General features: G+C 75.5%; 17 protein-coding genes. 8 read left to right on the top strand and 9 right to left on the bottom strand.

Going from position 1 to position 18,192, the window contains the following annotated elements:
* Nucleotides 1-34: 34 nt before the first annotated feature.
* From ACZ518_RS22670 to ACZ518_RS22680, 3 genes are read right to left on the bottom strand one after another with little or no spacing between them, the layout of a single operon-like run.
* On the bottom strand, nt 35-973 hold the full coding sequence (locus ACZ518_RS22670) for a hypothetical protein (RefSeq protein WP_469114815.1): 939 nt from the start codon (nt 971-973) through the stop codon (nt 35-37).
* Complete coding sequence (locus ACZ518_RS22675) at nt 970-1,143, bottom strand: hypothetical protein (RefSeq protein ID WP_469114816.1); 174 nt, start codon at nt 1,141-1,143, stop codon at nt 970-972. Before ACZ518_RS22675 ends, ACZ518_RS22670 begins: the two co-directional genes overlap by 4 nt.
* A complete protein-coding gene (locus ACZ518_RS22680) occupies nt 1,140-2,645 on the bottom strand; it encodes a hypothetical protein (RefSeq protein ID WP_469114817.1) in 1,506 nt (501 codons plus the stop codon). Before ACZ518_RS22680 ends, ACZ518_RS22675 begins: the two co-directional genes overlap by 4 nt.
* A gap of 122 nt (nt 2,646-2,767) precedes the next feature.
* Between ACZ518_RS22680 and ACZ518_RS22685 the strand changes: the two genes are divergently transcribed.
* Genes ACZ518_RS22685 through ACZ518_RS22695 form a run of 3 tightly spaced genes read left to right on the top strand, consistent with a single transcriptional unit; the run spans nt 2,768 to nt 5,027 of the window.
* Complete coding sequence (locus tag ACZ518_RS22685; RefSeq protein ID WP_469114818.1) at nt 2,768-3,547, top strand: LamB/YcsF family protein; 780 nt, start codon at nt 2,768-2,770, stop codon at nt 3,545-3,547.
* The gene (locus ACZ518_RS22690; protein ID WP_469114819.1) at nt 3,544-4,164 is read left to right on the top strand and encodes a 5-oxoprolinase subunit B family protein; all 621 of its coding nucleotides are present in this window, start codon (nt 3,544-3,546) and stop codon (nt 4,162-4,164) included. The genes ACZ518_RS22685 and ACZ518_RS22690 overlap by 4 nt, the downstream gene beginning before the upstream one ends.
* A gap of 5 nt (nt 4,165-4,169) precedes the next feature.
* Nucleotides 4,170-5,027 carry a 5-oxoprolinase subunit C family protein gene (locus ACZ518_RS22695; protein ID WP_469115132.1) on the top strand — a complete coding sequence of 286 codons (858 nt, stop codon included), beginning with the start codon at nt 4,170-4,172 and terminating at the stop codon, nt 5,025-5,027.
* Between the two features lie 450 nt (nt 5,028-5,477).
* Here ACZ518_RS22695 and ACZ518_RS22700 read toward each other — a convergent pair whose 3' ends face one another.
* Complete coding sequence (locus ACZ518_RS22700; protein WP_469114820.1) at nt 5,478-6,875, bottom strand: HEAT repeat domain-containing protein; 1,398 nt, start codon at nt 6,873-6,875, stop codon at nt 5,478-5,480.
* A gap of 345 nt (nt 6,876-7,220) precedes the next feature.
* The gene (locus ACZ518_RS22705; RefSeq protein ID WP_469114821.1) at nt 7,221-7,619 is read right to left on the bottom strand and encodes an ankyrin repeat domain-containing protein; all 399 of its coding nucleotides are present in this window, start codon (nt 7,617-7,619) and stop codon (nt 7,221-7,223) included.
* A 390-nt stretch (nt 7,620-8,009) separates the two neighbouring features.
* On the opposite strand from ACZ518_RS22705, the gene ACZ518_RS22710 reads away from it, so the two are divergent.
* Entirely contained in the window at nt 8,010-8,204 is a 195-nt protein-coding gene (locus ACZ518_RS22710; RefSeq protein WP_007262923.1) for a hypothetical protein, read from the top strand.
* A gap of 181 nt (nt 8,205-8,385) precedes the next feature.
* A complete protein-coding gene (locus ACZ518_RS22715) occupies nt 8,386-10,008 on the top strand; it encodes a hypothetical protein (protein ID WP_469114822.1) in 1,623 nt (540 codons plus the stop codon).
* 18 nt (nt 10,009-10,026) lie between these two features.
* Here the strand turns inward: ACZ518_RS22715 and ACZ518_RS22720 are convergent, their stop codons facing one another.
* The gene (locus tag ACZ518_RS22720; protein WP_469114823.1) at nt 10,027-11,529 is read right to left on the bottom strand and encodes an SCO1417 family PLP biosynthesis transcription factor; all 1,503 of its coding nucleotides are present in this window, start codon (nt 11,527-11,529) and stop codon (nt 10,027-10,029) included.
* 214 nt (nt 11,530-11,743) lie between these two features.
* Between ACZ518_RS22720 and ACZ518_RS22725 the strand changes: the two genes are divergently transcribed.
* The 3 genes from ACZ518_RS22725 to ACZ518_RS22735 all read left to right on the top strand — a co-directional run bounded on the left by ACZ518_RS22725 (nt 11,744) and on the right by ACZ518_RS22735 (nt 14,683).
* The gene (locus tag ACZ518_RS22725) at nt 11,744-12,514 is read left to right on the top strand and encodes a glycerophosphodiester phosphodiesterase (protein WP_469114824.1); all 771 of its coding nucleotides are present in this window, start codon (nt 11,744-11,746) and stop codon (nt 12,512-12,514) included.
* 66 nt (nt 12,515-12,580) lie between these two features.
* Nucleotides 12,581-13,963, top strand: coding sequence for an MFS transporter (locus tag ACZ518_RS22730; protein WP_469114825.1), 1,383 nt, complete (start codon nt 12,581-12,583; stop codon nt 13,961-13,963).
* Between the two features lie 345 nt (nt 13,964-14,308).
* Nucleotides 14,309-14,683, top strand: a complete 375-nt coding sequence (locus tag ACZ518_RS22735; protein WP_007262928.1) for an RNA polymerase-binding protein RbpA — start codon at nt 14,309-14,311, stop codon at nt 14,681-14,683.
* A gap of 98 nt (nt 14,684-14,781) precedes the next feature.
* On the opposite strand, the gene fxsA is transcribed toward ACZ518_RS22735, so the two are convergent.
* The 3 genes from fxsA to ACZ518_RS22750 form a co-directional block, all read right to left on the bottom strand.
* Nucleotides 14,782-15,378 (bottom strand): FxsA family membrane protein, encoded by a 597-nt coding sequence (gene fxsA, locus ACZ518_RS22740; protein WP_469114826.1) that lies wholly within the window; start codon nt 15,376-15,378, stop codon nt 14,782-14,784.
* Nucleotides 15,379-15,451: 73 nt separating this feature from the next.
* Complete coding sequence (locus ACZ518_RS22745) at nt 15,452-16,216, bottom strand: polyprenol monophosphomannose synthase (RefSeq protein WP_469114827.1); 765 nt, start codon at nt 16,214-16,216, stop codon at nt 15,452-15,454.
* 326 nt (nt 16,217-16,542) lie between these two features.
* Nucleotides 16,543-18,174 (bottom strand): amidohydrolase, encoded by a 1,632-nt coding sequence (locus ACZ518_RS22750; protein WP_469114828.1) that lies wholly within the window; start codon nt 18,172-18,174, stop codon nt 16,543-16,545.
* Nucleotides 18,175-18,192 lie beyond the last annotated feature (18 nt).

Below are 18,192 nucleotides of genomic sequence, written 5' to 3' on the forward strand. Positions count from 1 at the left end.
GTTGCTTCTCGGTACGTACGGGGGCGCGTGGGGCTCAGGCGTGGAACGGCAGGCCGGCGTCGGCCGCGAGTTCCAGGTCGTCGCCCTCGGGCGGCGGCAGGAGGGTGGCGGAACCGTCGCTGACGGGGACCACGCCGAGTTCCAGGAGTTCGGCCATGGCCGCCGTGCCCGCCATGTCGCGGACCTGGAGCTGGTAGCGGGGGGTGGTGCGGTAGGTGCCGCCGGCGTCGTCGCCGGTGCGCTGGAGGAACCCGGACTCGGTGAGGAAGGCGGCGGCCTTGCCGACGATGCCGGTGGTGGAGCCGGCGAGGCGGCGGGCGTCCTTGGTGGCGCCGGTGGCGCTGCGGCGGGAGTAGACCCGCCAGGCGGCCTCCAGGCCGGGGGCGTCGGAGGCCGGGTCGGTGTTCTCGCCGAGCTCCTCGGCGCGCTCCTCCAGGCGGCGGCAGGTCTGGCGGACGAACGCGTCGACGCCGTTGACGGTGACGCGGCCGATGTAGCCGTCGTCGGCGAGGTCCTCGGGGCGTGGGAAGGCGAGGGCGGCGACGGCGAGGTGGGCGAGGCCGTGCAGGAAGCGGTCGCCGCCGTCGGCGGAGGTGCGGCGGGCGTAGTCGCCCATGCGGACGGCGAAGACGGAGTCCTCGCCGGCGGCGACGGCCATCCCGGCGCGGGGGGACACCTCCAGGACGACGAGGCCGAGGCCGGTGGCGACGGCGTCGGCGAGCCGTCCGAAGGCGGGGTCCTCGCGGTAGCGGCGCAGCAGCTCGGCGTACTCGGCGTCACGGGCGGGGAGCAGCTTGGGCTGGAGGCCGAACCCGACGAGCCGGGCCGCGTCGGCGGCGTCGGCCGGGGTGACGGACCCTCCGGGGGTGGCAGCGGGAGCGGCGGGCGGGACGGGAGCCGACGAGGTGTCGGGCTCGCTCCACGCGGGGTGCCGCTCGCTCCACGCGGGGTGCTCGGCGTGGTGGTCGCTCACGGGTGGGTCTCCTCGGCGGTGCGGGTGTTCCGGGTGCGGATGGTCCGGGCGGGGGTGGTCCCGGTACGGGCGGTCCCGGTGCGGGCGTTCCCGGCGGGGGTGGTCCCGGTACGGGCGGTCCCGGTACGGGTGTTCCCGGTGCGGGTGCGGCTGGTGTGCGGCGGGGTCATGCCGACTCCGCCCGGTCGGCGGCCATGCCCGCCGCGTCCAGCAGGGCCGTGCCGACGATCAGGTCGGCGCCGCCGAACTCGGGGTCGTCGAGCTGCGTGCCGTCGTCCACCGCGAACAGCAGCCGCTCCTCGCCCTGGCGGTACGCCGTGCCCACGGCCGGGCTCGCTGCGTGGACGGCGAGCAGGGCCACCAGGTACGGGAGGTCGGGGTCGTCGCGGCGGGCCTCGGCCAGGAGGCCGGAGAGGCGGCGCGGGGCGTCGTGCGGCAGGTCCAGGAGCTGGGTCGCGGCGGCGAGCTGCTCCTCGCTGAAGCGGCTGTCGTCCGGGGTGGCGATCAGGTCCGGCTCGGGCATCTCCGCGCCGAGGTGCTCCCGTTCCACGGGCGGGGTGAGGAGTATGTCCACCAGGTCCGCGACCCGTACCGAGACGGGGGTGCGCAGGCCGGTGCCGGCGGCGAAGAAGGCGTCGGTGACCCGGGTGGCCCGCTCCAGCGGGAGCGGCAGCAGGGGCGCGACGAGCTGGCCGTACAGGTCGATCCCGGAGCGCGGGGCGGGCGCGGCGAAGGCCTGGCGGTCCTGCTCGGCGCGGAAGAGCGGGCCGGCGTCCAGCAGCCGCGACTGGAGCTGGGTGTGCCGGCGGATGCAGTCCTTGACGATGTCGACGAGCTCGGCGGCGCGCCGCTTGTTCTCGGGGTCCTCGGCCTCGTCGCGGGCCTTGCGGATGTTGGTGAGGATCGCGTTCTCGTGCCGGTAGCGGTCGGCGACGTGGTCGAGGGCCTCCGCGATCATGTCCGGGACGGCCTGGAGCCAGTCGACCGCGCGGACGTTGCGCCGGGTCGCGTCGAGGGTGCGGCGCAGGGTCTCGGCGTACTGGACGGTCCGGTAGCGGGCCTGTTCGGCGGCGAGCTGGGCGTCGGCCAGCCGGCCCCGGCTGATCAGCACCTCCAGCTTGACCTCGGCGGCGATCTGGGCGCTGGTGACGTCCGTGTCGAGGGCGCCGACCAGGACGTTGACCGCCTCGTCGGTGGTCCGCAGGTAGACCGCGCCGCCGTGGCCGGGGACCTCCTCGATCAGCTTGAAGTCGTAGTCCCGGCGGACGTAGACCCCGTCGGGGCCGAACGTGCCGTAGATCGCGCGGAAGCCGCGGTCCACGCTGCCGACGTTGATCAGGTTCTCCAGCACCCAGCGGGCGACCCGCTCGTGCTCGGCGGCCGGCCGCCCGGGGGCCTGGGCGGCGACGCGCGGCAGCATCCGGGCCACTATCTGCTCGTGGTCGGCGCCGGTGTCGAAGTCCATGTTGAGCGTGACGAGGTCGATCGCGGACAGCGCGACCTCCGCCATCGCGTAGACCCCGTACTCGCCGGCCAGGTTGGCCTTGCGTACGTCGAGGTCGTGGAGCGGGGCGGTGCAGGCCAGGGCACGGAGCCGCCGGGCGAGGCCCTCGTCGGCGGCCGGGCCCGGCGCCGGGGACGGAAGGGGTTTCGCCGGGGCTGGGAGAGTCACGACGGAAAGAGTAGGCGGTGTCACGGACAACAACCCAAACGGCACGGTTTCCGCCGGATCGGCCCCCGGCGGCGGGCGCAGCGGCGCGGCCGCGCGACCGGGGGCTGTTCTACGCTCACCGCATGGCTTCCATGATCACACCTCTGATCGACCTGAACGCCGACCTGGGCGAGGGCTTCGGACGCTGGACCCTGACCGACGACGCGGCCCTGCTGTCGGTGGTCACGAGCGCCAACGTGGCCTGCGGCTTCCACGCGGGCGATCCGTCGATCATGCGCCGGGTCTGCGAGCTGGCCGCCGAGCGGGGCGTACGGATCGGCGCGCAGGTCTCCTACCGGGACCTGGCGGGCTTCGGGCGGCGGTCTATGGACGTGCCGGCCGGGGAGCTGGCGGCGGAGGTGGCCTACCAGATCGGGGCGCTGGAGGTGTTCGCGCGGGCGGCCGGGTCCCGGGTGTCGTACGTGAAGCCCCACGGTGCGCTCTACAACCGCACGGTGCATGACGCCGACCAGGCCGCCGCGGTGGTCGCCGGGGTCCGGCTGGCCGCCGGGGAGGCCGGGCTGCCGGTACTGGGCCTGCCCGGGTCGCTGCTGCTGGCGGCGGCCTCGGAGGCGGGGCTGGAGGCGGTGCCGGAGGCCTTCGCCGACCGGGCGTACACCCCGCTGGGGACGCTGGTCCCGCGCGGGGAGCCGGGGGCGGTGCTGCACGATCCGGACGCGGTGGTCGGGCGGGCCGTGCGGATGGCCGCCGAGCGGACGGTGACGGCCTCCGACGGGTCCCCGGTGGCGGTTGCGGCGCGCTCGCTGTGCCTGCACGGGGACACCCCCGGGGCGGCGGGGCTGGCCCGGCGGGTGCGGGAGGCGCTGGAGGGGGCCGGGGTGCGGGTGGAGGCGTTCGCGTGAGGACGCTGGTCGTGGGGCGGGAGGCCCTGCTGGTCGAGGTGGACACCGCCGGGGAGGTGGCCGCGCTCCACGCCGAGCTGCTGCGCCGCCGGGACGCGGGCGAGCTGGGCGGCGTACGGGAGGTCGTGCCGGCCGCGCGGACCGTGCTGCTGGACGGGGTCCGGGAGCCGGGCGTGCTGGCGGCGCGGATCGCGGGCTGGGAGGTGCCGCCGCTCGCGGAGGCCGAGGGGCCGCTGGTGACCGTGCCGGTGCGGTACGACGGGCCGGACCTGGCGGAGGTGGCGGCCGCGTGGGGCGTCGCGGAGCGGGAGGTGGCGGAGCTGGTCGGCCGCACCGTCTTCCGGGTGGCCTTCTGCGGGTTCGCGCCCGGCTTCGGATACCTGACGGGGCTGCCGGAGCGGCTGTGGCTGCCCCGGCGGGCGACGCCCCGTACGGCGGTCCCGGCGGGGTCGCTGGCGCTGGCCGGGGAGTACGCCGGGGTGTACCCGCGGTCCTCCCCCGGCGGCTGGCAGCTGATCGGCACCACGGACGCGGTGCTGTGGGACCCCGCGCGGGAGCCGGCGGCACTGTTCGCGCCCGGGGTGCGGGTGCGGTTCGAGGAGGCGGGGGCGGCGTGAGCGGGCTGCTGGTACTGCGGGCGGGGGCGCTGACCACCGTCCAGGACCTGGGGCGCCCCGGGTACGCGCACGTGGGCGTGCCCCGCTCGGGGGCGCTGGACACGGGGGCGTACGCGCTGGCCAACCGGCTGGTCGGCAACCCGGCGGGGGCCGCCGCCCTGGAGACCACCCTGGACGGGGTCCGGGTGCGCGCACTGGCCCCGGTGACGGTGGCGGTGACGGGCGCTCCCTGTGCGGTACGCGTCTGCGGGCGCCCGGCGGCCTGGGGTGCGCCGGTGTGGCTGCGCGCGGGGGCGGAGCTGGACGTGGGCCGGGCCGAGACCGGGCTGCGCTGCTACGTCGCGGTGCGGGGAGGCCTGGCTGCGCCCGCGGTGCTGGGGAGCCGCGCGACGGACCTGCTGTCGGGGCTCGGGCCGCCGGTGCCGGTGGCGGGGTCGGTGCTGGAGGTGGGCCCGCCGGGCCCGGATCCGGTGCCGTCCGCCGATGTGGTGGCCCCGGCGGGGATGCCGTCGGCCGAGCTGGTGCTGCCCCTGCGGCTCGGGCCGCGGGCGGACTGGTTCACGGGGGCTTCGCTGGCGGCGCTGCTGTCCTCGGCGTACCGGGTGTCCCCGGCGTCGAACCGGATCGGCCTGCGCACGGAAGGGGGCCCGGCGATGGCCCGCGCGCGGGGCGGGGAGCTGCCGAGCGAGGGGATGGTGCTGGGGGCGGTGCAGGTCCCGCCGGACGGGCTCCCGGTGGTCTTCCTGGCCGACCATCCGGTGACGGGCGGCTACCCGGTGGTCGGCGTGGTCCCGGCGGGCCCCGCGCTGGACGCCGCCGCGCAGGCCCGGCCGGGCCTGCGGCTGCGCTTCGTTCCCTTCTGACGCGCCGCTCGCGCGGCTCGGCCGCGGGCGGCCACGCCTCCTCCACGCGCCGCTCGCGCGGCTCGGCCGCGGCCGGCCTCCCCGGCTTCGCGCCGCTGCGCCGGACTCCGTCCGGCAGCCTGGCGGGCGGGGCCACGGGCCCGGCGGGGGGCCGGTGGGTCGTCTGCGGGTGGGGGGCGGGGCCCGGGCGGGGCCGTCCCCTACCCGCCCTTCCACCGTTCCTTGGGGCTCCGCCCCGAACCCCGCGCCTCAAACGCCGACGGGGCTGGGAAATGCAGGCGCGGGGCTGGGGGCGGCGCCCCCAGGAGGGGTCCGGGCGCAGCCCTGGGGGCACCTCCCGGCGGTAGCTGGGGGAGGAACGGGCGAAGGGCGGGTGGGGGACCAGCCCCGCGCCGCGGCGAGCCGCACGCACCGGCACACGGCGCTCCGGGGGCCTGGGCCCCCCGGGGGCTACACCGCTGATTCCGGGGTGATGCGGCTGCGGACGGCCGACTGGACGTCTTCCTCCTCCGCCGGGTCCGCCGCCAGGCGGCGCAGGCGGGGGGCCACCCGGGCGTCGGCGGTCTCCGCATGACGGGCCGCGACCTCGCGAGTGGTCTCCTCGCAGTCCCAGAGGCATTCGACGGCGAAGCCCGCCGCGAAGGTGGGGTCGGTGGCGGCCAGGGCGCGGGCCGCGCGGCCGCGCAGGTGGGAGGAGGCCGTCTCGCGGTAGACGTGCCGCAGCACGGGGGCGGCGCAGCCGATGGAGAGCCGGCCCGCTCCGTCGACCAGGGCGAAGAGGCGGACGGAGTCCGGTCCGGAGCCGCGGACGGTGTTGCGGAGGGCGCCGAGGACCAGTCCGGCGTCTTCGGCGCCGCCGCAGGCCGCCAGGAGGGCCGCGGCGGCCGCTCCGAGGGCGTCGGGGCGGTGGACCCAGAGCCGGGCCCGGTCGAGGGCGGCGGGGCCGCACATGCGCTCGTAGGCGGCCACGGCGGGCTCGTCCCCGGCGGCTTCGATGAGGTCCAGGACGGCCGGGTTCTCCGGTTCGGCGAGGACCAGGTGGTGCAGGGCGGTGGCCCGGGCGGCCTCGCCGGATGCGCCGGCGGCGGCGGCGAGGATGGCGGGCCGGTCCTCGGGGGCGGCCACGGCGGCGAGGCAGCGCGCGGCGGGCACGTGCAGGGGGGTGCCCCGGCGCAGCCCGTCGGCGGCCCAGTCGAAGACGGCCTGGACGCCCCAGCCGGGACGGGGGCCGCTGGGGGTCATCTGGCGCTGCCAGCGGTCGAAGGAGCCCTGCTGGCGGGCGGCGCGCAGGCGTTCCGCGTAGGCGGGCAGCTCCTCCCACAGGGCCCACGGGCGGGGCTCGTAGGCGTCGCGGACGGCGGCGGCCAGCCGCGCCTCACCCTCGGCGGTGGCGGGGAACCGGGCGAGGACGGGTGCGGCGAGGGAGCGCAGTCCCCCGTCGTCGTCGCGCAGGGCGAGCTCGTCGAGGGCCCAGGCCCAGTTGGCCCCGGAGGCCGCGTAGCGGCGCAGCAGCATGAGGGCGTCGTCGCGGCCGTACGAGGCCAGGTGCCCGAGGACGGACAGGGCGAGGCCGGTCCGGTGGTCCTCTTCGTCGAAGAGGTCGTCGGCGCCGAAGAGGTGGGCCTCGATCTCGCCGAGGGGGCCGTCGAGGTCCAGGTACAGGCGCGCGTAGTACAAGGAGCGGTTCTCGACCTGCCAGTCCTGGCGCGGGTCGCGCAGCACGCACTGGTTGAGTGCCGCGAGGGCCTCGGGCCTGGGTGCGGCGAGGGCATGCAGCGTGCCGTCGCCACGGCCCCGCTGGAGGAGCCCGAGCAGGGTACCGCTCGGCGCTATGACTGGTTCGAACATGGGAATGGCCTCAAATCAAGCTGGGGACGCGACCGGGAATCGGGATTCACAGAGCCGCGTAACAGCATGTGAGGACGTCCGCCGTCTGGTTCCGCTCGATGTAGACCATTGCCTTCTCACTCTCGTCGGTGCTTCGCGACCACGGCGGCCGGTGCGGCAGGGGTGGGTGTGGACACCCGTCGTGTCCAGCCCGCTCCTGCCCGTCCGTCATGTCCGCGAATCGAATCCGACGCCATGATGACCCAGGCGGTTTGTGCGCCGCGACCACATTTAAGGGCTCCGTGACCAAGCCGTGAGGTCGCGGGGCCCGTCGGGGCCCGGCGGCGCCCGGGAAAAAGCGGACTACTAGGCTCCGAAGAGTTCCAGCAGGTCGGCCTTGTTGAACATGCGGGCCGTGTCCACGGCGGAGGGGGTCCCGGCGTGGGGGTCGGCCCCACCGGCGAGCAGGGCGCGGATGACGGCCTCCTCGCCCTTGAAGACGGCGCCGGCGAGGGGGGTCTGGCCGCGGTCGTTGGCGCGGTCCGCCTCGGCGCCGCGCTCCAGCAGGACCGTGACGGCCTCGGCGTGGCCGTGGTAGGCGGCGAGCATGACGAGGGTGTCGCCGCGGTCGTTGGTGAGGTTGGCCGGAACCCCGGCGTCCAGGTAGGCGGCCAGCGTCGCGGCCTCACCCTGACGGGCGAGGTCGAAGATCTTGCCGGCCAGTTCGACGACGTCCTCGTCGGGGGCGTCCTGGTGCTCGCTCATCGGTCGTACCGCCTTTCGGTCTCTGGCTTGTCGGCGCGCCACCCGTGGCGTGCCGTCCGGGCCGCCCGCGTGCGCCCCGCGCCTTCCGGGAGGAGTTTCCCCAGGCCGGGAGGGCAGGACGGCGCACGGCACTGCGTCCGTACGGGTGAATCGCCAGGGTAGCGCCCGTTCCAGGACATGACGGGGCCGGTCCGAGGCAAGGATGCCTGGCGGCGGCACCCGCACACCCTCGGAGCCGGCCGCGCCAGTCAGGCGCGTCCGGTCAAGTGAAAAAACCCAGGATTCACCCGTATGCACCTTTTATCGCATTGATACTTCCTGTGAGCCTGGAACAACTGATGGTGACCGTAACCACCCACCAGGAGCCTCGACTCATCAGGAGAACGTCACATGGTCCTGTCCATCTCAGGTGTCGTCCTGCTCGGCATCATCTGCTTCCTGTTCTTCAAGAAGGACGGGATGAAGCTGACGCACGCGTTCGTCTGCGCGCTGTTCGGCTTCTTCCTCGCCGGCTCCGCCATCGCCCCGAGCATCACCGCCAGTACGGCGAGCCTCGCGAGCCTGCTCGGCGGGATCAAGCTCTAGGGCCTGTCCGGCCTGTCCGACCCCTGATCCGCCGGACAGGCCCTAGCCCGCCGGGGCTCCGGCCCCGCACGGGCCCTCCACGATCAGGCCCGCGGCCTCGGCGCCTGGGTTCCGCCCAGCACCCGCAGCGCCCGGGCCCTGACGCCACAGTCCCGCACCACCACGACTCCAGGAGACGACCGTGGCCCGGCGCCCACTCCCCCGCATCCTCAGCAGCGGCAGCGCGTCGCTCACCCGGGGCCGCGACATCGCCCGCACGGCTGCCGACAGCGCCACCGACGTGCTCCACCCGCTCATCGTGATCGGACGCGGCCTGCGCGTCCTGGCCTCCGCCGGGCGGCGCAGATGGGCGGCGACCCCGAAGGACAAGCGCGGTCCGGCGCTCTTCCTCGGGGCCGCCTGCGTCCTCGTGGTCGCGATCGTCCCCTACGGCCCCCTCGGCGCCCTGCTCGGCGTCATGGCGGCCGCGGCCTGGCACGGGCGCGACCGCTCCCCGGCCGGCTCCGGGCCCGGCGACGCCGAGGCCGAACGGCTGCGCTCGCTGTACGAGGCGCTGGTGCCGTACTTCTCCGCCCCGGAGGACCCCAGCCCGCTCTTCGCCCACGGCGGGTCCTGGGAGGAGGCCTTCAGCGGCTACGAGTTCGACGGTACGGGCCGGGTGAGCCGGCTCCGGATCCGCTACCCCGCGTACTTCACCGACGGCGAGACCGCCTCGCGGGCCCGGATCGAGGCCCTGCTGCACGCCAAGGCCGGGCGCGGCCGGGAGTACCGCTTCGACTGGGACGAGGAGGGCAACCAGCTCGAGCTGCGGGTGCTGGCCGCGCTGCCCACCGACATCGCCGCCCAGCCCTTCGTGACCGCGCCGGGCGAGACCGTCCTCGGCTTCACCGACCCCGGCGGCGTGCAGCGCACCGTGCCCGTACTGGAGGGGGAGGAGCCGGCCGACGTGCCGCCGGTGATCTGGCGGACCGGCCCGCGCTCCGCCGAACCGCACCTGCTGGCCGTCGGCCAGCCCGGCAGCGGCACCTCCACCCTGCTGCGTTCGATCGCCCTCCAGGCCCTGGGACAGGGCGGCGACGTGATGATCGTCGAGGGCGGCGGCAGCGGCGAGTACGCCTGCCTGGCCGGCCGGGCCGGCGTCCTCGCCGTCGAGTGCGGCCCCACGGGGGCGCTGGCCTCCGTCGAGTGGGCGGCGCACGAGACCGAGCGGCGGCTGATCGCCACGCACCGGGCCCGGGAGGCGGGCCGCCCCGCGCCCGAGGACTCCCGGCGCCCGCTGTGGATCCTGCTGGACCGGCCCAGCGTGCTCGCGCACCTGGCGGCCGCCGACGGCCGCCCCGATCCCCTGGCCCAGCTCCAGGTGCCGCTGCGGCACGGGCGCGCCGCGCACGTCACGGTGGTCGTCGCCGAGCACTTCGACCACCTGGAGCTGCTCAACGACGCCGTCTGGCAGCACACCCGCGCCCGGGTGGTCCTGGGGCCGGCCCCGGTCCAGCAGGTCGCGGACGTGCTGGGGCTGCCGCCGCACACCACCCCGCCGCCGCAGCTGCCGCCGGGCCGGGGATACGCGCGGCTCGGCACCGGGCCCGTGCACCGCCTCCAGGTGCCGGCCACGCCGGACCCGTACGACGACGCCGCGCACCCCGCCCACCGGCAGGCGGTGCTGGGGCTGCTGCCGGAGCGGCAGGCACCGGGCCAGGGCGGCGAGGGCCCGCCGGCCCCGTGCAGGCCGCTCCAGGTCCAGCCGCAGCCCTCCTCGACCGACGCCTCCGGGGTCCCTGAGGTCCCGGCGGAGGCGCCGTAGCGGGGCCTGCCGCAAGGGCTACGCGACGAAGGTGCGCGGGGGCTCCGACCCGCTGCCGCCCGCCCCCGTGCCGACCAGCCTGGCCGCCGCGGCCAGGCGGGCGGCGGCCTCCTCGGCCACCGGCCCGCCGACCGTGAACGGCAGCCGGACGTAGCCCTCGAACGCCCCGTCCACGCCGAACCGGGGGCCCGAGGGGACGCGGACGCCGACCCGCTCCCCCACCTCGGCCAGCCGCGACCCGGACAGGCCGCCCGCCCGGGCCCACAGCGTGAGCCCGCCGCCCGGCACCTCGTACTCCCAGTCCGGCAGCTCCCGGCGCACCGCCGCGACGAGCGCGTCCCGGTTCTCCCGGGCCTGGGTGCGGCGCATCCCGACGGCCTCGGCCCAGCCGCCGGTGCGCATGAGCCAGTTCACCGCGAGCTGTTCCAGCACCGGGGTGCCCAGGTCCGCGTAGGCCCGCGCGGCGACCAGGCTGCGGATGACGTCGGGGGCCGCCCGGACCCAGCCGATCCGCATGCCCGCCCAGAACGCCTTGCTGGCGGAGCCGACGGTGATCACCGTGGAGCCGGCCGGGTCGAAGGAGCAGACCGGGCGGGGCATGGCGAGGTCCGGGTCCAGCTGGAGTTCGGCCATGGTCTCGTCGGCGATCAGCACGGTCCCGGCGGAGCGGGCCGCCTCGACCATCGCCCGGCGCTTGTCCTCGGAGGCCAGGGCGCCGGTCGGGTTGTGGAAGTCGGCGACGACGTAGGCCAGGCGGGGGGCCGAGTCGCGCAGCACCTGCCGCCAGACGTCCATGTCCCAGCCGCTCAGCCCCGTCCCCATCGCCACCGGCACGAGGCGGGCCTCGGCGGCGCGCATCAGCTGGAGGATGTTGGCGTAGGAGGGGGACTCCACGGCGATCCGCTCGCCCCGGCCCGCGAAGAGGCTGCAGATGGCGTCTATGGCGCCCATCGCCCCGGTGGTGACCATGATCTGCTCGGGCATGGTCGGGATGCCCCGCTCGGTGTAGCGGTCGGCGAGCATCCGGCGCAGCGCGGGCAGGCCCGCCGGGTAGTCCCCGTGGGTGTGCGCGTAGGGCGGGAGTTCCTCCAGGGCGCCCTGGACGGCCTTGGTGAGCCAGGGCTCGGGGGCCGGCAGGGCGGCGCAGCCGAGGTCGATCATCGAGCCGAGGGACTCGGGGGGCAGCGGCTCCAGGCCGCGGGCCGGCAGCGGGTTCCCGGCCGGCACGGAGGTCCAGCTGCCCGCGCCCCGGCGGGATTCCAGGAAGCCCTCGCCGCGCAGCGCCTCGTACGCGGCGGCGACGGTGGTGCGGCTCAGCGACAGGGCGACGGCGAGCTCCCGCTCGGCGGGCAGCCGGGCGGCGACGGGGACACGGCCCTCCAGGACGAGCAGCCGGATGCCGTCGGCCAGGGTGCGGTACGCGGGCTGCTTGCGGGCGCCGGGCGGCGCGGGCCGGTCCTGCTGGGAGCCGATGAGCCTGGCGAGCTGCGCGGCACCGACCGCTGAGGTCCACTGAGCCATGGCGTCCGGTCCACCTTCGTCGGATTGGCCCCCGGACGGGGATCCCGGGGCCGGTATTGGATTGGTCGTGGGGGCCAAGACTGTCATGGGCCGGTCCATTGGGGCCAGGGGGGTGCCGCGCGGGCTCCGCGCGGCTCCGGCCGTTCACCCCGTGGCCGCACCTCCGCTCCCCCGGCCCTCCCGCCCGGCGGGACGCATTGGGCATACTGCGGCCGTGACTCACGTACGCCTCCGGCACCCCTACCTGGACCATCCGGCCCCGATCCCCTTCGCCCACCGGGGCGGGGCCGCGGACGGGCTGGAGAACACCGCCGCCGCCTTCCGCAGGGCCGCCGAGGCGGGCTACCGGTACTTCGAGACGGACGTGCACGCGACCGCGGACGGGAAGCTGGTGGCCTTCCACGACGCCACGCTGGACCGGGTCACCGACATGAGCGGCAGGATCCGGGAGCTGCCCTGGAGCCGGGTGCGCGAGGCACGGGTGGCGGGGGCCGAGCCGCTGGCCCTCTTCGAGGACCTGCTGGAGCAGTTCCCGCAGGCCCGCTGGAACGTGGACCTCAAGGACGAGTCGGCCCTGCACCCGCTGGTCAACCTGATCGCGCGGGCCGGGGTCTGGGACCGGGTGTGCGTGGGCTCCTTCTCGGAGAGCCGGGTGGCCCGGGCGCAGAAGATCGCGGGGCCCCGGCTGGCGACCTCGTACGGGGTGCGCGGGGTGGTCGGGCTGCGGCTGCGTTCCTTCGCGATCCCGGCGGCCCTGCGCGTCGGCGCGGTGGCGGCCCAGGTACCGGAGACCCAGGCGGGCATCCGGGTGGTCGACCGGCGCTTCGTACGGACCGCGCACGAGCGGGGACTCCAGGTGCACGTGTGGACCGTGAACGAACCGGAACGCATGGAGGCTCTCCTCGACCTGGGGGTCGATGGCATCATGACCGACCGGATCGACATCTTGCGCACGGTGCTGGACCGGCGCGGCGCCTGGGCCTGACACCGCCCGGCGGCCGTGCGGGCGCCCGCGGCCGTGCGGTACGGGGACCAGCGAAGGGGCTCTCGGATGAGCACGCAGACGACGGACGGGGCGGAGCCCGGGGCCGAGGACGGCAGACCGGCCGCGGAGGCGGCGGCCGCGCGCAAGCGCGAACAGCGCGGCTGGTACTTCTACGACTTCGCCGTGTCCGTGTACTCCGCGAGCGTGCTCACGGTGTTCCTGGGCCCGTACCTGACCTCGGTGGCGAAGGCCGCCGCGGACGCCGAGGGCTACGTCCACCCGCTGGGGATCCCGGTGCGCGCCGGGTCCTTCTTCGCGTACTCGGTCTCGGCGTCGGTGATCCTCGCCGTGCTGCTCATGCCGCTGGCGGGCGCGATCGCCGACCGGACGGGGCGCAAGAAGCCGCTGCTGGCCGTGGCCGCGTACACCGGTGCCACGGCGACGGCGGCCATGTTCCTCCTCGGCGGCGAGCGCTACCTGCTGGGCGGGTTCCTGCTGATCGTGGCGAACGCGGCGCTGTCCGTGTCGATGGTGCTCTACAACGCCTACCTGCCGCAGATCTCCACGCCGGACGAGCGGGACACCGTCTCCTCCCGGGGCTGGGCCTTCGGCTACACGGCGGGCTCGCTGATGCTGGTGCTGAACCTCGTGCTCTACCTGGGCCACGACTCCTTCGGCCTGTCCGAGAGCGAGGCCGTACGCATCTGCCTGGCCTCGGCGGGCCTGTGGTGGGGGGCCTTCGCGCTGATCCCGCTGCGCCGGCTGCGGGACCGGGCGGTGGTCCGGGAAGCGGGCGGCGCGCCGGCCGTGAGCGGCTGGAAGCAGCTGGTGGCCACCTTCAAGGACATGCGGCGCTACCCGCTGACCCTGTCGTTCCTGCTCGCGTACCTGATCTACAACGACGGCGTGCAGACCGTGATCTCCCAGGCCTCGGTCTACGGCTCCGAGGAGCTGGAGCTGGAGCAGTCCACGCTGATCGGCGCGGTGCTGCTGGTCCAGGTGCTGGCGGTGGCGGGCGCGCTGGCGATGGGCCGGCTGGCCCGGGTGTACGGGGCGAAGCGGACGATCCTGGGCTCGCTGGCCGCGTGGGCGCTGACGCTGGCGGCCGGGTACTTCCTGCCGGCCCGGACCCCGGTGTGGTTCTTCGCGCTCGCCGCGATGATCGGGCTGGTGCTGGGCGGCAGCCAGGCGCTGTCGCGCTCGCTGTTCTCGCACCTGGTGCCGGCGGGCAAGGAGGCCGAGTACTTCTCGGCGTACGAGATGAGCGACCGGGGGCTGAGCTGGGTGGGGCCGCTGGTCTTCGGCCTGACCTACCAGGTCACGGGCAGCTACCGGGACGCGATCATCTCGCTGGTGGTGTTCTTCGCACTGGGTTTCGTGCTGCTCGCGCGGGTGCCGGTGCGGCGCGCGGTGGAGGCGGCGGGCAATCCTGTTCCGGTACGCCTCTGAAGCGCGGATCCGGGCCCGGGCGGGCCCGGATCCGGCCCCTCCGCCACCCGCCGGGGATCGGACTCACGAACGAATCCCGAACGAATTTCGACGTTGTGGCAAAGGGCCGGTAGTGTACGCCTTTGGCCTGCCAGGCGGACCGTTACTGCGCGCACAAGAAGTATAGACGTTGGGTGACATCTGCTGCCAGATGTGACAAAACGGGCACTGGTGGGTACAACAAGGGGCGGCACGACGGGCGACGCATGACCCGGAGCGGGAATCTATACCGCCGACCGGACGTTGACCGGATGACGACGACAGCGACACCTGTCCTGTGGGCGACAAGCCCGGGAGGCACGATTCATGAGTGAGCGAGCTCTCCGCGGTACGCGGCTCGTGGTTACCAGCTACGAGACGGACCGCGGCATCGATCTGGCCCCGCGCCAGGCGGTGGAGTACGCATGCCAGAACGGACATCGATTTGAGATGCCGTTCTCGGTTGAGGCAGAGATTCCGCCGGAGTGGGAGTGCAAGGCGTGCGGCGCCATGGCACTCCTGGTTGACGGGGACGGGCCCGAAGAGAAGAAGGGCAAGCCTGCGCGAACGCACTGGGACATGCTCATGGAGCGGCGCACCCGCGAGGAGCTGGAGGAGGTGCTGGCCGAGAGGCTGGCCGTCCTGCGCTCCGGCGCCATGAACATTGCCGTGCATCCGCGCGACAGCCGCAAGTCCGCCTGACCCGCGGGCACCGCCCAATAGCCGAGGGGCCCCGCCACTGATGTGGCGGGGCCCCTCGGCGCTGTCCGTGGTCCGGATGTCCCGGCCGCGGGCACCCCTCAGGGGGCCAGCGGGGGCCGGTGGGCGGTGTCCGGGCGCGGCCCCTGCCCGGGGCGGTCCTCACGGATCACCTCGCCCTGGACGACCTTGCCGTCGGGGTGGTGGATCCGGGCCTGCGTGAAGGCGTCACCGAGGCCGCCCGGGGCGCCCGAGGCCATCTTCCGTTCCAGGGTGCTCTCGGCCCGGCGGCCCGCGAAGGCCCGTACGGGCGGCAGCAGCAGGAGCAGGCCGGCCAGGTCGGAGAGCAGGCCGGGCATGATCAGCAGCAGTCCGGCCAGCATGGTCATCGCGTTGCCGGAGCCCTTGGGGGGCTGCGGGGCGGACGGTATGCCGCCCGCCATCGCCTGCTCCTGGGCCTGCTGGAAGCTGCGGGTGAGGTTCTTGAACGCGCGGCGCCCCGCCCGCTTGATGACCACCACGCCGAGCACCATCCCGCCGGCGAGCAGCGCCGCGACGGCGAACCCGCCGGCCACCCCGGCGACCAGGCTGAGCAGCCAGATCTCCAGGATCAGCCAGGCGGCGACCGCCAGGGGGATGAAGGTACGGGCGGGCGAGCGCCGCCGGGGGGCCGTAGAAGGGCCAGTGCCGGTCGTCATACCCCCCAGTGTGCCCGGACCCCGGTGAAAGCGGGCTCAGCCGGAGGTACCGGGCATCCCCTAGGGGGTGCGGTCAGCGGCGCTTGCCGGCCAGCTTGGCGGCGCGCTCCTTCAGGCCCCACTGGGTGACCCGCAGGAGGGCCTCGACCACGATGTCCTTGCTCATCTTGCTGTCGCCGAGCTCGCGCTCGACGAAGGTGATGGGCACCTCCACGACCCGGAAGCCCTTGCGGACGGCCCGGCGCGCCAGGTCCACCTGGAAGCAGTAGCCCGCCGAGGCGACCTGGTCGAGGCCGAGGCCCTCCAGGGTCTCGCGGCGGAAGGCGCGGTAGCCGCCGGTCACGTCGCGGATCGGGACGTCCAGCATCAGCCGGGAGTACGTGGACCCGCCGCGGGAGAGGAACTCGCGGCTCTTGGGCCAGTTGACGACCCGGCCGCCCGGCACCCAGCGGGAGCCGAGCACCAGGTCGGCGCCGCCCAGCGCGGTGAGCAGCCGGGGCAGCTCCTCCGGCTGGTGGGAGCCGTCGGCGTCCATCTCGACGATGACGCCGTAGCCGTTCTCCAGACCCCAGGCGAAGCCCGCGAGGTAGGCGGCGCCGAGGCCCTCCTTGCCCTTGCGGTGCATGACGTGGATGTGGTCGTCGGCGGCCGCCAGCTCGTCGGCGAGCTTGCCGGTCCCGTCGGGGCTGTTGTCGTCCGCGACCAGGATGTGGGCCTCGGGGACGGCGGCGCGGACCCGGCCGGTGATCAGGCCGATGTTCTCGGCCTCGTTGTACGTCGGAATGATCACCAGGGTGGTGCCGAGCGGTCCGTACGTCCGCTGTCCGCCATCGCTCACTGGTTCCCCTTGTGTGTTCTTCGTCCGTCCCGTCACAACAGGATGATTTTAGAACAGTCGGCGACCGGGACCGGCGGTCCTTCGGGCCGGACCGGCTCCCGCTGGCTGCGGGCCGCCGTGACCGTTGTCTACTGGGCCGCCGGGCCCGGTCCGGGGCCACCCTCCCGCGGTACGCGCCGGGGGCCGCCGCCACCGGCGAAGCCTTCCCTCGCCCCCGAGGCGCGGGCGCGCGGAGCGGACGGAGCCGTCCGGTGGGGACGTCCTGTGGTGGGCCCGGCCGAACCTATCCGGGTCGGGGCGCCGGTACCGCACCGAGGCCCGGCGGATCACCCCTGTGGCCGTACGAATACCTCCCGGCCGCCGACCACCGTCGCCAGGCACACCGGCAGGGCCCCGCCCGGGCTCAGATCGGGCAGGCCCGGCGTGCCGGAACGGGGGTCGGTGGACCAGCGGGCGACCCGGTCGTCGGGCGCCTGGACCACCAGTTCGCCGGTCTGCCAGACCGCGTAGTCGGCCGGGGCGCCGGGTACGAGGGTGCCCGCGTCGTCGCGGCCCAGCGCCCGCCAGCCGCCCCGGGTGTGGGCGGCGAAGGCGGCCCGCACGGAGATCCGGTGCCCGGGGGTCCGGTGGAAGGCCGCGGCGCGGACCGTGCCCCAGGGGTCGAGGGGGGTGACGGGCGCGTCCGAGCCGAAGGCCAGCGGGACGCCGGCCTTGAGCATGGCGGCGAACGGGTTGAGGGTGCGGGCGCGCTCCGCGCCGAGCCGGTCGGCGTACATGCCGTCCTCACCGCCCCAGGCCGCGTCGAAGGCGGGCTGCACGGAGGCGGTGAGGCCGAGCTCCGCGAAGGCCGCGATCGTTTCCGGGGTCATCATCTCGGCGTGCTCGACTCGGTGCCGGGCGGCCCGGATCCGGTCCAGCCCCACCTTCCCGGCGGCCGCGCGGACGCCCTCGACCACGGCGGCGACGGCCGCGTCCCCGATGGCGTGGAACCCGGCCTGGAGCCCCGCCTCGGTGCAGGCGGCGACGTGCCCGGCGACCTCGGCGGCGTCCAGGTAGCCCGTGCCGGTGTGCGGGGCGTCGGCGTACGGGGCGTGCAGGCAGGCGGTGTGCGATCCGAGGGCGCCGTCCACGAACAGGTCACCGGCGGCGCCGACCGCGCCGAGCTCCCTGGCCAGGGCGAGGTCCCGGTCCGCCCAGTAGCCGTGGACGCGCGGCCCGGGGTGCTCGGCGGCCAGGGCCAGCAGGCCGGTGAAGTCCTCGGCGGAGGAGATGTCGGGCCCTCCGCACTCGTGCACCGAGCCGATGCCGAGGGAGGCCGCCCGGTCCAGGGCCGCCCGCTGCGCCTCGGCGCGCTGGGCGGGGGTGAGGGCGGCGAGCGCGGCGCGGCGGACGGCGTGGTGGTCGTCCTTGGTGAGCGGCACCTCGTCGCCGTGCGGGTGCACGTGGGGGACGAGGTCCAGGAGGGCCGTGGTGACCACCGCGGAGTGGACGTCGATGCGGCTCAGGTAGAGCGGGCGGCCCCCGGTGGCCTCGTCGAGCTCGGAGCGGCGCGGGGCGCGGCGCTCGGGCCAGCGGGCGGCGTCCCAGCCGTGGCCGAGGAGCACCCGGTCGGCGGGCCGCCGGTCGGCGTACGCGCGTACGAGGCCGAGGGCCTCGGCGAGGGAGCGGGCGCCGGTCAGGTCGAGGCCGGTGAGGGCGAGGCCGGTGGAGGTGGTGTGGACGTGGGCGTCGGTGAAGGCGGGGGTGACGAGCGCTCCGCCGAGGTCGACGACCTCGTCCACGCCCTGCGCGAAGGCGTCGGCGGCGCCCTCGGATCCGACCCAGGCGACGTGGCCGCGCTCGACGACCATCGCGGTGGCGAAGGGGTCGGCGGGACTGTGCACCTCGCCTCCGCGGAGGAGGACGGTGCGGGTGGTTCCGGCGGCGGGGGTGGGCGCGGAGGGGGTGCGGTCGGTCATGGGGACCAGTCTCGCCCC

This window comes from Streptomyces sp. NPDC033966, assembly GCF_055575955.1.

What these genes read in the sequence shown, in the direction of transcription:
- ACZ518_RS22685 (WP_469114818.1), top strand. Translation starts at nt 2,768, where the DNA reads ATGGCTTCCATGATCACACCTCTGATCGACCTGAACGCCGACCTGGGC.
- ACZ518_RS22675 (WP_469114816.1), bottom strand. Translation starts at nt 1,143, where the DNA reads ATGACCCCGCCGCACACCAGCCGCACCCGCACCGGGAACACCCGTACC.
- ACZ518_RS22710 (WP_007262923.1), top strand. Translation starts at nt 8,010, where the DNA reads ATGGTCCTGTCCATCTCAGGTGTCGTCCTGCTCGGCATCATCTGCTTC.
- ACZ518_RS22730 (WP_469114825.1), top strand. Translation starts at nt 12,581, where the DNA reads ATGAGCACGCAGACGACGGACGGGGCGGAGCCCGGGGCCGAGGACGGC.
- ACZ518_RS22720 (WP_469114823.1), bottom strand. Translation starts at nt 11,529, where the DNA reads ATGGCTCAGTGGACCTCAGCGGTCGGTGCCGCGCAGCTCGCCAGGCTC.
- ACZ518_RS22750 (WP_469114828.1), bottom strand. Translation starts at nt 18,174, where the DNA reads ATGACCGACCGCACCCCCTCCGCGCCCACCCCCGCCGCCGGAACCACC.
- ACZ518_RS22705 (WP_469114821.1), bottom strand. Translation starts at nt 7,619, where the DNA reads ATGAGCGAGCACCAGGACGCCCCCGACGAGGACGTCGTCGAACTGGCC.
- ACZ518_RS22735 (WP_007262928.1), top strand. Translation starts at nt 14,309, where the DNA reads ATGAGTGAGCGAGCTCTCCGCGGTACGCGGCTCGTGGTTACCAGCTAC.
- fxsA (WP_469114826.1), bottom strand. Translation starts at nt 15,378, where the DNA reads ATGACGACCGGCACTGGCCCTTCTACGGCCCCCCGGCGGCGCTCGCCC.
- ACZ518_RS22700 (WP_469114820.1), bottom strand. Translation starts at nt 6,875, where the DNA reads ATGTTCGAACCAGTCATAGCGCCGAGCGGTACCCTGCTCGGGCTCCTC.